The organism is Pseudomonas sp. P4_B4 (assembly GCF_056402255.1).
This window is the reverse complement of the sequence record NZ_JBFUHS010000023.1, coordinates 47370-62553: the sequence shown is the minus strand read 5'-3', so window position 1 is coordinate 62553 and position 15184 is coordinate 47370. Positions and strand designations below refer to the sequence as shown.

Below are 15184 nucleotides of genomic sequence, written 5' to 3'. Positions count from 1 at the left end.
ATGCACGTCATCGTCGATAGTGATGCCTACCCCAGCGATCGGAGCGCGGTGCAACGCCTGGCTCCTCAACCCTGCACAATCCGCGAAACCGGTCTGACCGACAGTTTTCTCGGCGAGTTGGTGTGCAAGCATTTGTTTGATGCCGGTGTGCTGGACATGTCGCGACTGGTGGACCGCCTGGCGCTGACCGGCGCGGTACTTGAAGAGGTCCTGGCGTTTCTGCGCAAGGATGGCCGTGTCGAAGTGCTGGGCCAGGCGAGTCAAACGGGCGGACAGATGTTGCGTTATGGCCTGACCGAACGCGGTCGCAGTGTCGCCCGCGATGCCCTGTCGCGCAGTGGCTATATCGGTGCGGCACCCTTCCCGGTGAGTACCTACCGTTCCCTGATCAAACTGCAGACCATTCACCATGGTCGCATCAATGCCAACGATATGCGCAATGCCCTGGCTGGCGTAGTGCTCACGGAGGAGATGCTCGATCAGTTGGGTGTGGCGATGAACTCCGGGCGCGCGATCATGATTTATGGCCCTGCGGGTACCGGCAAGACTTATGTTAGCAGTCGGCTGATCCGTCTGTTCGCCGAGGCCATCTGGGTCCCATATGCCATCGTCATCAACGAGTCGGTGATCGAGATCTATGACCCCCAGGTGCATCAGCGCCTAGATGAAAATGCTCAACAGAACAATCTTATGCTCAACGAAGGGATCGATCGTCGACTGCTGCGCTGCAAACGCCCGATCGTCATCACGGGCGGTGAGTTGAGCATGGAGCAGCTGGACCTTCGCTATGACCCCTTCACCCGTCAATACCAGGCCGCCTTGCAGCTCAAGGCCAGCAATGGCCTGTTCATCATCGACGACATGGGGCGCCAGCGCATGGCACCCGCCGAGCTGTTCAATCGCTGGATCGTCCCGATGGAAGAGAAACGCGATTTCCTCAACCTGGGCGGCGGTCGGCATTGCGAGCTGCCGTTCGATCTGATTCTGGTGTTTTCCACCAACCTCAATCCCCTGGAACTGGCCGATGAGGCCTTCCTGCGCCGGATTGGCTACAAGCTGCAGTTTGGTTACCTGAAGCCCGAGCAGTACGAAAAGATCTGGCGTATGGAAAGCGAGCGTCTGGGCATTTCCTATGACCCGCTGCTGGTGCGTTACGCGTTGCAAAGGCTTTATGCAAGTGAAGGCATGCCCCTGGTGCCCTGCCATCCCCGCGATCTCCTGAACATGGCACTCGATCGCCAGCGTTATATAGGCGGTTCCGGACCACTGTCACCGAAAGAGTTGGAATGGGCCTGGCGCAACTACTTCGTCCAGCTCGACTTTCTTTGATACGGAGATACTGACATGAGCTCTCGTACGCTTACCCTGATAGGTGTTTCTCTGGCCATGGGCCTTGGGGCTGCATGGATGGCCGACTCCTGGCTGAGCGCGCGGCTCAATGCCAGCCCGGATGACCACCTTCGAAGCGTGGTGGTCGCCACGGTAGAGATTCCATTCGGGCAGATGGTCGAGGCCCAGCAGGTCACGACCGTACGCATGCCCATGGATACGATCCCGGATGATGCCTTCGATTCCAGCGAAAAAGCCGTGGGCAAGATCGCAACGTTCGACATTCTGCGGGGCGACATCGTGCGCGGTGCGCGTCTGAGCGAGCACCTTGGCGGCAGCACCCTGGCCTCTTTGATTGCCCCGGACAAACGCGCCATATCGGTACGGGTGGACGATGTGGTCGGCGTCGGCGGATTCCTGTTGCCGGGTAACCGGGTCGATGTACTGGCGACCAAAACCACCAATGCCGGCACTAACAGCGCCTCCTCCAGGACCATCCTCGAGAACTTGCGGGTGTTGGCGGTGGATCAGACTGCAGGTACCGACAAAACCCAACCGGTGGTGGTGCGCGCAGTGACGCTGGAAATGACGACCGCCGAGGCTGAAACCCTGGTCACGGCGCAATCGGAAGGGAAATTGCAATTGACCTTGCGCAACCCGCTGAACGCCGAGAAAAAAATCGCGACCGTTACGTCTGCCGCACCGGTCATGGCGGTGGCTACCGCCACAGAGCCAAAACGCGTGGTGCAGCGTGGTCATGGAGAGGGTGGCAGAACCGTCACCATTATCCGTGGAGTCCAGGCCAGTGTAGTGAACATGCGTTGACAGGGCGGTAGGGGTGCCTGGGCACCCAGGTATTGGCGGAGCCGATCCGGATCAGTATCGGCAATCGAGGGCTTGATGATGAATCTTCGTATTCAGCGGCCGTTCACTTCGACGCCAAGGCGCCAGGAAGGATCGGTGAGTGTATTGATGGTGATCGCGTTGGCGGCGATGGCCATGATGGCTGCGTTGGCTTTGGACGGCGCTGTGGTGTCAGGGTTGACGCCCGACATGGTGGAGTTCGCCATCGTTGGTCTGCTGGTGTTCACACTATTGTTCGGCGTAGTGGAAATGGGCCGTCCGTACTTCACGGTCAATGCGCTGAATGAAGTCGTGCGCCGTGGTGCGCGCTTGGCGGCGGTGTGCAATATCAACGATCCGGTGGTGTTGCGGCGGGCGATCTTCAACGCGGCGGGCGATGCAGGTAATAGCCAACTGATCGGCGATCTGGCCACCACCAAGCTGACGTTGACCTACCTGGACGTAAACGGTGATCTGGTGGCCGACCCCGCTACCAATGGCTTTCGTGCCATCCGCTATGTCCGGTTGAGTCTGCAAAACTTCTTTTTCAACCTGTTTATTCCCGGGTTCGGCGTGCGTATTACCCTGCCTCCATTCAGGGCAACGTTGTCGCGTGAAAGCCTCGGGCGTCATTCCGATTCCGGGGAGATCACGCCATGCTGAGTACCAAGGACACTCCACTCTCCAGTTCGACCGGCAAAGCCGGGCTCAGGTTGCTGATCAGCAGCCGTGATGCCACGTCGTTGCGCGACCTGCAGAGCGTCTGCCAACGCATGCCCAGCCTGGAGGTGAGTACTCGGCTGGTGAGCAATGGGCATGTCGACCCGTTGTACGGCCTGGACCGGATGCCCGATCTGTTGCTGTTGCGCGTCAGCCACCTGTGGCGTGAAGAGCTGGCGGCACTGTTGCAACGCCCGGCCCATGAACGTCCGCCGATGTTGGTGTGCGGACTACTGAGCGAACAAGAAGGCATGCGCCTGGCGATGCAGGCCGGCGCCCGTGATGTGCTGCCGGAGCCCGTCGCCGAGACCGAACTGGTCGCCGCCTTGAATCGGCTGATCATGGAGGTTCGGACCGGCAGTGGGACAGAAGGGAAATTGATCGCCGTGATGAACGCCAAGGGCGGTTCCGGTGGAACCTTGCTGGCCTGCAACCTGGCTCAGCAGCTCAGCATGAAGGGTGGCAGTACCCTGTTGCTGGACATGGACCTGCAATTTGGCAGCGTGACGCATTACCTGGATGTGGCGCTGGCGCACAGCCATCTGGAGGTGTTGCATCAGATCGACGGCATGGACAGCGTCGCGTTACGCGGTTTTTGCAGCCACTACAGTCCGACCTTGCATGTGCTGGGTGGCCGGGCCGGTGAGCTGTGTCTGCCGCAGGATGCCCAACCCGAGCAACTTGACACCCTGTTGCAGTTGGCCCGCGCCAGCTATGACTGGGTAGTGATCGATCTGCCGCGACAAATCGACCACCTCACCGGCTCCGTGCTGGAGCAGGTGGATCGGGTGTACGTGGTGGTGCAGCAGAGCGTCAGCCATCTGCGCGATGCCAGCTCCCTGGTGCGGATGCTTCGCGAAGACCTGGGTGTGCGTGGGGATCAACTGCAGATAGTGGTCAACCGCTATGACAAGTCGGCGGCGGTCAGCCTCAAAGATATCGGCGAAGCGCTGCGCTGCACGAACCTGTCGAAATTACCCAACGACTTCAACGTGGTCAGCCAGAGTCAGAACACTGGCGTGCCGTTGGGTCTGCATGCGCCGAAGGCGGCGATCACCGCTGCCCTGCGCAACGTTGCCGATGACCTGGTCGGCAACCAGGTGGCTGGAAAAAAAGGCGTGCTCAAACGCGCCTTCAACCGTTTTTTCGGGGGGTGACCCATGATCAGCGACTTTCGTAACCGCTTGCGCAAACAGTCCGCTAAACCCGCCTCATCGCCGGCTGGCCAGCCGGGTGACGACCTGCTGGATCCGGCAGAGGAAGTAATGGCGTGGGAACGTGCAACGCCGGACGTTCTTTACGAAACCAAAAGTCAGGTCACCCCGGTGGAGGCCGAATGGCGAGAAAAGATCTACCAGCAGTTGCTCAAGGTCATGGACCTGTCCTTGCTGGACTCCCTTGAACAGGCTGAGGCCACACGGCAGATTCGCGATATTTGCCAGCGCCTGCTCGATGAGCATTCGGCACCGGTGAGTACTTCCAGCCGCCAGTTGATCATCAAGCAGATTACCGACGAGGTGCTCGGTCTGGGGCCTCTGGAACCGTTGCTGGCTGATCACAGCGTGTCCGACATTCTGGTCAACGGCCATGCCTCGGTCTATGTCGAGCGCTTTGGCAAACTGCAACGCACCGATGTGCGCTTTCGCGATGATCAGCATTTGCTGAACATCATCGACCGCATCGTTTCCAGCCTGGGTCGGCGTATTGACGAGTCCTCGCCCTTGGTGGATGCCCGGCTCAAGGACGGCTCGCGGGTCAACGCGATTATCCCGCCGCTGGCCATCGATGGCCCGAGCATTTCGATCCGGCGCTTTGCGGTGGACCTGCTCAATACCGACAGCCTGATCCAGGTGGGGACGTTGACCCCGGCCATTGCCCTGCTGCTCAAGGCGATTGTCCGTGGGCGCTTGAACGTGCTGATTTCCGGCGGTACCGGCAGCGGCAAGACCACCATGCTCAATGTGCTGTCCAGTTTCATCCCGCACAACGAGCGGATCGTCACCATCGAAGACTCGGCCGAACTGCAACTGCAGCAACCCCATGTGGTGCGTCTGGAAACCCGTCCTTCGAATATCGAGGGGCGCGGCGAAGTGAGCCAGCGGGAGTTGGTGCGCAACAGCCTGCGGATGCGTCCGGACCGCATCGTGATCGGCGAAGTGCGCGGCGTCGAGGCGCTGGACATGCTGACAGCGATGAACACCGGCCACGACGGCTCGCTGACCACGATCCACGCCAACACCGCGCGCGATGCGTTGGGGCGGGTCGAGAACATGGTGTCGATGACCGGGGCGACCTTCCCGATCAAGGCCATGCGTCAGCAGATCGCTTCGGCCATCGATGTGGTGATCCAGCTGGAACGCCAGGAGGACGGCAAGCGCCGACTGGTCAGCGTGCAGGAGATCAACGGCATGGAAGGCGAGATCATCACCATGACCGAAATCTTCTCCTTCGCGCGCCATGGCATGGGCGAAAACGGCGAAGTGCTGGGTGATTATCGGCCCAGCGGCATGATCCCCGCCTTCCGCGATGTGCTGGCCAAGCGCGGCATCGAGTTGCCGCTGACGATGTTCAGGCCTGAGTGGATGGAGGCACGGCAATCATGAACCAGGTTCCCGGTGAATTCATTCTGATGTTCCTCGGCATGGTGTTTATCGCCGTCTTCCTTCTGTCCCAGGGCGTGGCGGTGCCGGTATTCGGCGAGGCCGGCAAGATGCGCAAGCGCATCCGCGGCCGCCTGCACGTAATGGAGAAGGCCAATAATTTGCCCAACATGCAAACGGTATTGAGGCAAAAGTACCTGACGCGCTTGTCGCCCCTGGAGGCCAGGCTTGAGCAGCTGCCCTTTATGGAATCACTGACGCAAATGATCGAGCAGTCCGGGCACGAATACCGGGCCTATCGGGTATTGCTGCTCGGGCTGGTGCTGGGTGTCTGGGCGGGTATATTGATCTGGATGGTTTGGTCAGTCTGGTGGATGGCGCTGCTGGCGGGTTTCGCGCTCTTCTGGTTACCCATACTGAAAATCTCTCGCGACCGTGGCAAGCGTTTCGCTGCGTTCGAGGAAGGCCTGCCGGATGCGCTGGATGCCATGTGCCGCGCTCTGCGCGCCGGGCACCCATTCAACGAAACCCTGCGCCTGGTGGCCGAGGAGCACAAGGGGCCGGTGGCTCATGAGTTTGGCCTGACCTTCGCCGATATCAACTATGGCAACGATGTACGCCGGGCCATGCTCGGCCTGCTGGAGAGGATGCCGAGCATGACGGTGATGATGCTGGTGACCTCGATCCTCATCCATCGCGAGACCGGCGGCAATTTGACCGAAGTGCTGGAGCGCCTGAGTCGCTTGATCCGCGGGCGCTTTCGCTTCCAGCGCAAGGTCAAGACCCTGTCGGCCGAAGGGCGGATGTCGGCCTGGATACTGGTGGCCATTCCCTTCGTGCTGGCGGCGGCGATCGTGATCACTACCCCTAAATACATGCCGTTGCTGCTCAATGATCCGGTGGGCCATAAGCTGATAATCGGGGCTTTTGGCTCCATGTTGGTCGGGATTTTCTGGATTCGCAAAATCATCCGGATTCAGATTTAAGCGGTATTCGCTACCGGGAGGTACAGGTCATGGATTTTTTGCTCGGGTTGTTCGGTCGGGTCACAGGGAACGAGGAGATGGCGCGCCTGTTGTTCCTTGGCGCGATCGGTTTGAGTACGGTGCTTGCGGTCGGCGCCGTGATCTTGCTGATGCAGGGTCTTCAGGATCCGGTGCAGCGTCGTCTGACGTTGATCAAGCGTGGTCATTTAGGCAACGCGGCCGGGCAGGAAGCTCCAGGTAACCTGCAACTGTTGCTGGAACGGGTCGGCCAGCGCTTTGCCTCGGCCGGATCGGCTCAGACTTCCGTCACCCAGACCCTGTTGATGCATGCGGGGTACCGTTCCTCGTCGGTGGTGCAGATGTACTGGGCGGTACGCTTGATGTTGCCGCTGTTATTGATCGGTATTGCGTTGCTGCTGTTGCCGATGATTCCCAAGGTTTCCCTGATCATGGGGCTGCTGTTGGTGTTCATGATGGCCGGTATCGGATGGTTGCTGCCAGCGATGTATGTCACCAAGCGCAAGCAGTTGCGACAAGGCCGGCTGCGTGCTGCGTTTCCGGATGCACTTGATCTGATGGTGGTGTGCGTGGAATCGGGCCTGGCCTTGCCCACGACCATCGAACGGGTGGCTGAGGAGATGTCGGTCAGCCAGGTCGAACTGGCTGAAGAACTGGCCATGGTCAATGCACAAATCCGCGCGGGCATTTCCAGTACCGAGGCACTCAAACACCTGGCTGTGCGCACTGGCCTGGATGACGTACAAGGGCTGGTCAACCTGTTGGCGCAGAGTATCCGCTTTGGTACCAGCGTGGCCGACACCTTGCGCATCTATGCCGATGAGTTTCGTGACCGGCGTACACAGGCCGCTGAAGAGATTGGGGCGAAAATTGGCACCAAGATGATATTCCCGCTGATTTTATGTCTGTGGCCGAGCTTCTTCCTGATAGCCATTGGTCCCGCCATGATCGGGGTATTCAAGGCATTCGGTAAGTGAGCAGGAGTGGTTTGCTGTCGAACAGGATGGCTGTACTGCATAAGAACGGGGTGGAGCAGGCGAACAGAGTGCATTCACTCCAATTGCCTGCTCCACCTTTTAATACCTGGACTGTATTTTACTGCACATGTGATTGAGCCTGGCGTTTTAGCCAGGCCACTCTGGATTACCCCCAGAGGCTGATCGGCCATCGACATGCCTCAGTCGCCGATGGTCATTTCTCCCGCTGTATCCTGGTCAAAATATTGCGGAATCGGGTAGTTGAAGCTATTCAGCCAGCGCTGCATGGCCAGGTCACGTTCGGTGGCCGAAGCGGTTTGCAGTTTAGTGGAGGCAACCACACCGCGAATCTGCAGCTGCAACCACTGTTCGGTGCCTTGTTGATACGGCGAAGAGGGGCCCGGCTCAATGGCCCAGGCAGTGGTGGACAGGCAAGTCATACACACGATCAACAGCCTTTTGGTATTCATCTCGACTCCTCGTACGTTCTACTTGTTCGCACTGGTAGAGGCATCGGCTACCTCAGTCTTGCGATTGCCATCGGTTGCCACCACTTTCTTGGCGGAGGCCTTGAGTTTTTCCGCGCGGCTTTGAGCCTCTACGACTTGCTTGGGGCTCAAGTCGGCGCGGGTCACGAGGTCGGCAGCCGCCTTCCAGTTATCCTGGTAGATCAGCAGCGTCACCATATTGAGTGCCGCCAGTGTGTTTGCCTGCTTGAGTTCCATGGAGGTCATGAATTCAAAGCGTGCTTCAGGGATCCGTCGCTGATTGAGGTAGACGACCCCCAGGTCATTGCGCATCCTGTCGTCGGTGGGGGCCATCTGCACCGCACGCTCAAGGTGAGTGGCAGCGTTGGCGTTATCATTTTTGGCGGCGGCCAACTGGCCCAGGCCATGTTCCCCTTCAGCCGCCAGACAGGTGCCGAGCAAGCTTTCGTACAACGGCTGCGCGTCGCCGCTACGCCCCATCAAGCGCAGCACCCGAGCCTTGCGCAGGCGAACCTGGACCAGGTTATCGGGCAATCCTTCCAGATTCGCCAGGCTGGCATACAAACGGCCTTCTTCGGCCATGTTGTCGGCCAGGTTCAGGGCCAGTTCTTGCTCCGAACCGGGCTTGGCACAGCTGGCCGGCCGCGAAGACATGCCATTGCTGGCACAACCTGCGAGCATTAATGTCGCCGCTATTGCAATGACTGCTTTCATCGAATGTCCCCTGGCGACAACACGTTGAACGCCTGGCCAATGGCAATACAGCTGGCCCGGCAAGCGTGCAAAGTCACCGTTACGCGTGAGGGCGAGGTAGGTCTGGTTCAGGCTCCGGTTCATTGCGAGAGCCCGCTGAGACTGTCGAAGTCGCCATTTTCCAGGAAAAACATGCGGTAGAAGTTCGGGTCGTAATTGCGCAGCTGCTCGCCAGGCAATGACGGTAGTTGTGCATTGGCCGCCAGTGGCTGGACCAGATGCGGGGTGACGATCATCAGCAGCTCGCGCTCTTCACGGTTGATGGTGTTGTCGCGGAAAAACGCGCCCAGAACCGGGATATCGCCCAGCCCCGGAAACTTGTTCACCTGGGAATCGTTGTGGGAGCTGATCAGGCCGCTGATGACGAAGCTTTCGCCGTCGGCCAGGGAGATGCTGGTATCGGTACGGCGCACGGTCAGGGCCGGGACGACCGTGCCGGCGATGCTCACGGCGTTGGTGAAGTCCAGTTCACTGACTTCCGGTGCCACTTTCAGCGCGATACGGTTTTTCCCGACGATGGTCGGCGTCAGGGTCAGGCGGATACCGAATTCCTTGTACTCGATGGACACGTTATCGCTGCCTGAACTGGGTACCGGAATCGGTATTTCACCGCCCGCCAGGAAGCTCGCACTCTGCCCGCTGAGCGCTACCAGGCTTGGCCGCGCCAGGGTGTAGGCGAAACCACTGCCTTCCAGTGCGTTGAGCGCCACCAGGGTATTGCCGGTAGCAAAAGTGAGGTTGAAGTTGTTGTTGTTCACCGGCACCACCGGCGTGACAATGCCGCCGATGGTGGGCAAGGTTCTCGGCGAGCCGAACAGGAAGTTGCCGCGGATGCCGAAAATCGAGGCGGAGGCTTCCTTGAGCTTGGTCCGGCTGACTTCAACGAAGCGGATATCGGTCTGCACCTGGCTCGGCAGCAGCGGGTCGTCGGAAGGCACCGACGGCACGCTGGTCAGCGCCGACGTGGCTTTACCCTTGACGAACACCATGCTCTGGCGCGGGGTTTTCGAACAGGCGGTCCAGACCATCAGGCTGGTGGTCCCTGGTGCAAGGCCCGTGAGTATGAACGCGTTGCTGCCGCTGGGTTGCACGTCGGCAATTTTCGGGTCACCCACCGCCAGTTGCGTTACCGGAACGGGGCTGCGTAGTTCACTCTGCAGCCCCTGACCGACCTCGTATGTTGTCGGCCAATTGTCCAGTTGCGGGCAATTGGCCGGCGCGGCCTGAGCCGCATCCACGCTGAGGCCCATCCAGAACAGGCCATGGATAATTCGCTTGAAAGCGGGCTCGGTACGAAGGCTCATTAAGTACATCCTCACTGGATAGACCGTCTTTAGGCGGACTGAGTTGTCTCGGATCACTTCACGGGGATCGGGCTATCCCCCCCAATGCGCCAGACCACTCATCCATGGCCCTGACGTTATTCCTTGCGTGCTACACACGAGCGGGCGCACTTCGCTGATCTGGCGGGACCGCGAGCGACCTTTGCTGAAACGGTTTTTAGTGATCCGGTTACCTGGACTGCCCGACTGAGCGATACTCGTACCTATGGGCCGACCTGGTCCCCCCGGAAAGTCATCGGCAATGAAGGTACAGAGCCGAAAAGCGCCTGCCAGGATCATGGTGAGGTAACTCCTTTTGCCAATCCGCTATCTGATCACTGAAGCTGACGTGGAAAATCGAGCCGTCATGACTTCTTATTGTTTGAAGGTAGTTCAATCAAACCAAAGTGCCATGAATTTAAACAAAACCATTGGTGCAAAGGCTGGAGATAGGCGGGTGGGCAGGGTCGCAGCACAGTGCGGTTGCCTGAAATTGACGGGTTGCGTTGAACGCAATAAATAAAAAAGGCCCGCATGCTCAAGCATGCGGGCCTTTGGCATCACTGATTGCTGGTCAGTGCTTGCTGTCCTGGTTCGACAGCGCCAGCAGCTGCTTTTCCTGGTTCCAGTCGAAAGGTTCGTCGTTCTGTTCGGCTTCGAAGCGGCGCTCTTCCAGTGCCTGATACAGGTCGATTTCATCATCGGGCATGTAATGCAGGCAGTCACCGGCGAAATACCACAGCAGGTCGCGCGGGACCAGGTGAGCGATTTGCGGATAGCGCGTGATGACCTGGCACAGGATGTCCTGGCCCAGGTACTGGCTTTCGATCGGGTCGATCGGCAGCGATGCAAGCAGTTCGTCGAAGCGCTCAAGGAACAAGGCATGACTTTCGTCGGGAACCTGCTCGGCCTCACCTACGGCGACCAGGATGCTGCGCAGGTGGTCGAGTAAAACGAGATGATCGGCAACGATGTTGGACACGAGATAAGTCCTCAAGAGCAAAACGGGCGCGGGAGTATAAAGCGCCAGCGCCCGTTTTTACATGCTTGAAGGGATCAGCGGACTTTTCCCTTGGCCAGTGCCAAAGCCTTTTGGTCAAAGTCATCGACATCGATCACCTTGCGCCGGGCCGCTTCGGCTTCACGCAGGGTTTGGGCTTCCACCGGTTGCAACACACCAGCCTCGAGGGCGGCATCGATCACCGACTCGCCGGCCAGCTGTTTGACCTGGCCACTCTTGAGTGCCACGTTCAGCTTTTTGTGCAACGGCTGTGCGGCGCTCAATAGATTGCAGGCGTGTTGCAATGCCCCGACCGGATCGTCGCTCGCTTGTGGGCGATAGCAACCCAGGAGCAATTCCTCCAGGGCTGGGTCGCCCTTGGCGCGGCCAATCAACCCAGCGACTTCGGCTCCGAGTTTGTCAGATGGCCCTTTGTGCCGGCGACCGAACGGGAACACGATCACCCGCAACAGGCAGCCGACGACTTTGTTCGGGAAGTTGTTCAACAGCTCATCCATGGCCCGTTCCGCCTGGCCCAGGCTTTCCTCCATGGCCCAGGCCAGCAGCGGTGTCATGTACTGCGGTGAGTCGAGATCGTTGTAGCGTTTGAGCGCGGCGGAGGCCAGGTAGAGGTTGCTCAGCACGTCGCCTAGCCGTGCGGACAGACGTTCGCGGCGTTTCAGTGCGCCGCCCAGCAACATCATGCTGAGGTCGGCGAGCATGGCGAAAGCAGCGGCCTGACGGTTGAGGGCGCGGAAATAACCCTGGCTGAGTTTGTCGCCCGGGGTGTGTTCGAGGTGCCCGAAACCGAGATTGAGCACCAGTGTGCTGGCTGCATTGCTCACGGCAAAGCCGATGTGCTTGAGCAGCAGGCCATCGAACTCTGTGAGCGCCTGATCCTTGTCTTCACGGCCGGCGAGGTCCATTTCCTTGAGCACGAAGGGATGGCAGCGAATCGCGCCCTGGCCGAAGATCATCAAGTTGCGCGAGAGAATGTTTGCGCCTTCGACGGTGATGAAAATCGGCGCGCAGTTCCATTTGCGGCCGAGGTAATTGTTCGGTCCCATGATGATTGCCTTGCCGCCGTGCACATCCATCGCATCGTTGATGCAGTCGCGGCCGCGCTCGGTCAGGTGGTACTTGAGAATCGCCGACAGCACCGACGGTTTCTCGCCCAGGTCGACCGCATTGGCGGTCAGCATGCGGGCGGCGTCCATCATCCAGGTGTTGCCGCCAATGCGCGCCATGGCCTCCTGAATGCCTTCGAAAGCGGCAATCGGCACATTGAACTGCTCGCGAACCTGAGCGTATTGGCCCGTCACCAGGCTGGTGAACTTGGCCATGCCGGTGCCCACCGCAGGCAGGGAAATAGAACGCCCGACCGACAGGCAATTCATCAGCATCATCCAGCCTTTGCCGAGCATCTCCTGGCCGCCGATAAGGAACTCCAGGGGGACGAACACGTCCTTGCCTGAGTTCGGGCCATTCATGAAGGCGGCGCCCAATGGCAGGTGCCGGCGGCCGATCTCGACGCCGGCGATGTCGGTCGGAATCAGCGCCAGGCTGATACCCAGGTCTTCCTTGTCGCCCAAAAGGTGATCCGGGTCGTAGGCCTTGAAGGCCAGGCCGAGGAGGGTGGCCACCGGGCCGAGGGTGATGTAGCGCTTTTCCCAGTTCAGGCGCAGGCCGAGGACTTCCTGACCCTGCCATTCACCTTTGCAGATCACTCCGGAGTCCGGCATGCCGCCGGCGTCGGAGCCGGCCAGCGGACCGGTCAGGGCAAAACACGGGATGTCGTCGCCGCGTGCCAGGCGTGGCAGGTAATGATTGCGTTGTTCGTCGGTGCCGTAATGCAGCAACAGTTCGGCCGGGCCGAGGGAGTTGGGGACCATCACGGTGGTTGCGAGGTCGCCACTGTGGCTCGCCAGTTTCATCGCCACTTGCGAGTGGGCATAGGCGGAGAAGCCCTTGCCGCCAAACTCCTTGGGGATGATCAGGGCGAAAAAGCCGTTGTCCTTGATGAACGTCCAGACTTCGGGTGGCAGGTCCATGGTTTGACTGAGCTGCCATTCATTGACCATGCTGCAGAGTGCATCGGTTGGCCCGTCGATGAACGCCTGTTCCTCTTCATTCAACTGCGCTTTGGGATAGGACAGCAGCTTGTTCCAGTCTGGACGGCCGCTGAACAGTTCGCCGTCCCACCAGACCGTGCCGGCGTCAATGGCATCGCGCTCGGTTTGCGACATCGGCGGCAGGGTTTTCTGGAACCAGTTGAACATCGGCGCGCTGAACAATTTGCGGCGCAGGTCGGGCAGCAGCAAGGGTGCGGCGACGGCGGCGATCAATACCCAGTAAACCAGCAACAGCCAACCCGGCGCGCGGCTGAAAGCGCCCATTGCCACGACATAGACGGCCACGATGCTCAGGGCGGGCAGTGGGGCGATGCGGCGGTGGGCCAAATAAGCAATCCCGACCAGCAGAACCAGTATCCACAACAGCAGCATATTCATTCCTCCGTGAAACCAGGGCGAACCAGCCCACAGAGCTTAGACGGCATCCGCGAAACAGGCTGGTTGGAGCGATGTGTTTGGAATAGTGGGAAAAGCGTTCATTGAACGAGCGGCAAAGCGCCCATGTTTGGCCGAAACGTCGTTATCTCTGTGCTGAAGCTCTCGCTAGACTCGGGGCTTCCCCAGGAGATTATTCTCATGCACGAGTATCTGAGTCCCGGCCGCTTCATCGATAGTGACCATCCGTCCGTCGTGGAGTTCGCCGAACAACACCGTGGCGTCAGTCGCGATCCGCTAGAGCAGGCGATCAGCCTCTATTACGCCGTGCGCGAAGCGGTGCGCTACAACCCGTACACATTCAGTCGCGATCCGCAGACCCTGCGCGGCAGTTATGCGCTGGCGGCCGGGGAGAGTTACTGCGTGCCCAAGGCCACGCTGCTGGCAGGTGCAGCGCGGCATTGCGGGATTCCCGCGCGGATCGGCCTGGCGGATGTGCGCAATCATTTGTCGACGCCGCGGCTGCTTGAGTTGCTCAAGAGCGACATGTTCGCCATGCACGGCTACACCGAGTTCTATTTGCAGGATCGCTGGGTCAAGGCGACACCCGCGTTCAACCGCAAACTCTGCGACCTGTTCAATGTGGCGCCGCTGGAATTCGACGGGATCAACGACAGCGTTTTTCATCCCTTCAACCGCGATGGCGCGAAGCTGATGGAGTACCTCGTCGATCACGGCCAGTTCGCCGACGTACCTGAAACGTTCTTTTTCGAACACCTGGAAAAATGCTATCCGCACCTGTTCGGCGAGCAACAGCAAGCGCTGTTGGGTGACATGCAGAGCGATTTGAGTCGCGCCTGATCCGGCGTATGCTGCCTGCCCACTTACCGAAAAAGAGGCGGTCATGCTGAAGATCTGGGGTCGGAAAAACTCGTCGAATGTCAGAAAACCATTGTGGGCCGCCGAAGAACTGGGGCTGGCCTACGAGGCTATCGATGCCGGTGGCGCCTTTGGTGTCGTCGATACACCCGAATACCGCGCGATGAATCCCAATGGTCGCGTGCCTGTCATTGAAGACGACGGTTTTGTGTTGTGGGAATCCAACGCCATCGTGCGTTACCTGATGGCCTTGCATGCCGACGGCACGGCCTGGTACCCGAACAATCTTAAGGCCCGTGCCACTGCCGACAAGTGGATGGACTGGACCACCTCAAGCTTTGCCGGCCCGTTCCGCACCGTGTTCTGGGGCGTGCTGCGTACCCCGGCAGACCAGCAGGACTGGCCCGCCATCAAGGCGGCGATCAAGGAATGCGACACGCTGCTGGCGATGGCCGATCAGGCGTTGGCGAACAAGCCCTACCTGTCCGGAGACGAGATCGGCATGGGCGATATTCCCCTGGGCAGTTTCATTTATGCCTGGTTCGAGATGCCGATCGAACGTGCGCCGCAACCCCATCTGGAGGCCTGGTATGTCCGGTTGAAGCAGCGTCCGGCGTATCAAAAGGCGGTCATGACCGCGTTGACTTAATACTCACTATCGACACGCTTGACTGTACTTGTGTGGCGGCGACAAGCACCATTGTGCCAGGTCGCTGCGGTTGTATCGTTCGCCGCCGCCCCTACTTGGCCCTTTCTTCCCTT

14 protein-coding genes are annotated in these 15184 nt (G+C 59.6%); 9 read left to right on the top strand and 5 right to left on the bottom strand.

The window, feature by feature from the left end:
* The 7 genes from AC1DVE_RS22040 (at position 1) to AC1DVE_RS22010 (ending at position 7473) form a co-directional block, all read left to right on the top strand.
* Entirely contained in the window at positions 1–1329 is a 1329-nt protein-coding gene (locus AC1DVE_RS22040; RefSeq protein WP_223456146.1) for an AAA family ATPase, read from the top strand.
* A gap of 15 nt (positions 1330–1344) precedes the next feature.
* A complete protein-coding gene (gene cpaB / locus AC1DVE_RS22035; RefSeq protein WP_223456147.1) occupies positions 1345–2154 on the top strand; it encodes a Flp pilus assembly protein CpaB in 810 nt (269 codons plus the stop codon).
* Positions 2155–2382: 228 nt separating this feature from the next.
* Entirely contained in the window at positions 2383–2835 is a 453-nt protein-coding gene (locus AC1DVE_RS22030; RefSeq protein ID WP_223456300.1) for a TadE family protein, read from the top strand.
* The gene (locus tag AC1DVE_RS22025) at positions 2829–4049 is read left to right on the top strand and encodes an AAA family ATPase (protein ID WP_223456148.1); all 1221 of its coding nucleotides are present in this window, start codon (positions 2829–2831) and stop codon (positions 4047–4049) included. Before AC1DVE_RS22030 ends, AC1DVE_RS22025 begins: the two co-directional genes overlap by 7 nt.
* 3 nt (positions 4050–4052) lie before the next feature.
* Complete coding sequence (locus AC1DVE_RS22020) at positions 4053–5495, top strand: TadA family conjugal transfer-associated ATPase (protein ID WP_223456149.1); 1443 nt, start codon at positions 4053–4055, stop codon at positions 5493–5495.
* Positions 5492–6478, top strand: a complete 987-nt coding sequence (locus AC1DVE_RS22015) for a type II secretion system F family protein (protein WP_477784184.1) — start codon at positions 5492–5494, stop codon at positions 6476–6478. Before AC1DVE_RS22020 ends, AC1DVE_RS22015 begins: the two co-directional genes overlap by 4 nt.
* Positions 6479–6507: 29 nt before the next feature.
* Positions 6508–7473 (top strand): type II secretion system F family protein, encoded by a 966-nt coding sequence (locus AC1DVE_RS22010; RefSeq protein ID WP_223456151.1) that lies wholly within the window; start codon positions 6508–6510, stop codon positions 7471–7473.
* 200 nt (positions 7474–7673) lie between these two features.
* On the opposite strand, the gene AC1DVE_RS22005 is transcribed toward AC1DVE_RS22010, so the two are convergent.
* From AC1DVE_RS22005 to AC1DVE_RS21985, 5 genes are all read right to left on the bottom strand, one after another.
* The gene (locus AC1DVE_RS22005) at positions 7674–7943 is read right to left on the bottom strand and encodes a DUF3613 domain-containing protein (RefSeq protein ID WP_223456152.1); all 270 of its coding nucleotides are present in this window, start codon (positions 7941–7943) and stop codon (positions 7674–7676) included.
* A gap of 18 nt (positions 7944–7961) precedes the next feature.
* Positions 7962–8675, bottom strand: a complete 714-nt coding sequence (locus AC1DVE_RS22000; RefSeq protein WP_223456153.1) for a tetratricopeptide repeat protein — start codon at positions 8673–8675, stop codon at positions 7962–7964.
* Positions 8676–8794: 119 nt separating this feature from the next.
* Positions 8795–10018: a type II and III secretion system protein family protein gene (locus tag AC1DVE_RS21995; RefSeq protein ID WP_223456154.1), complete on the bottom strand. Its 1224-nt coding sequence runs from the start codon at positions 10016–10018 to the stop codon at positions 8795–8797.
* Positions 10019–10610: 592 nt separating this feature from the next.
* Complete coding sequence (locus tag AC1DVE_RS21990) at positions 10611–11018, bottom strand: PA2817 family protein (protein WP_150754013.1); 408 nt, start codon at positions 11016–11018, stop codon at positions 10611–10613.
* Positions 11019–11092: 74 nt separating this feature from the next.
* Positions 11093–13540, bottom strand: coding sequence for an acyl-CoA dehydrogenase (locus AC1DVE_RS21985; protein ID WP_223456155.1), 2448 nt, complete (start codon positions 13538–13540; stop codon positions 11093–11095).
* Positions 13541–13744: 204 nt separating this feature from the next.
* Here AC1DVE_RS21985 and AC1DVE_RS21980 point away from each other — a divergent pair, with 204 nt between their 5' ends.
* Both AC1DVE_RS21980 and AC1DVE_RS21975 read left to right on the top strand, forming a co-directional pair.
* A complete protein-coding gene (locus AC1DVE_RS21980) occupies positions 13745–14404 on the top strand; it encodes a transglutaminase-like domain-containing protein (protein ID WP_223456156.1) in 660 nt (219 codons plus the stop codon).
* 43 nt (positions 14405–14447) lie between these two features.
* Positions 14448–15071, top strand: coding sequence for a glutathione S-transferase family protein (locus AC1DVE_RS21975; protein WP_223456157.1), 624 nt, complete (start codon positions 14448–14450; stop codon positions 15069–15071).
* Positions 15072–15184 lie beyond the last annotated feature (113 nt).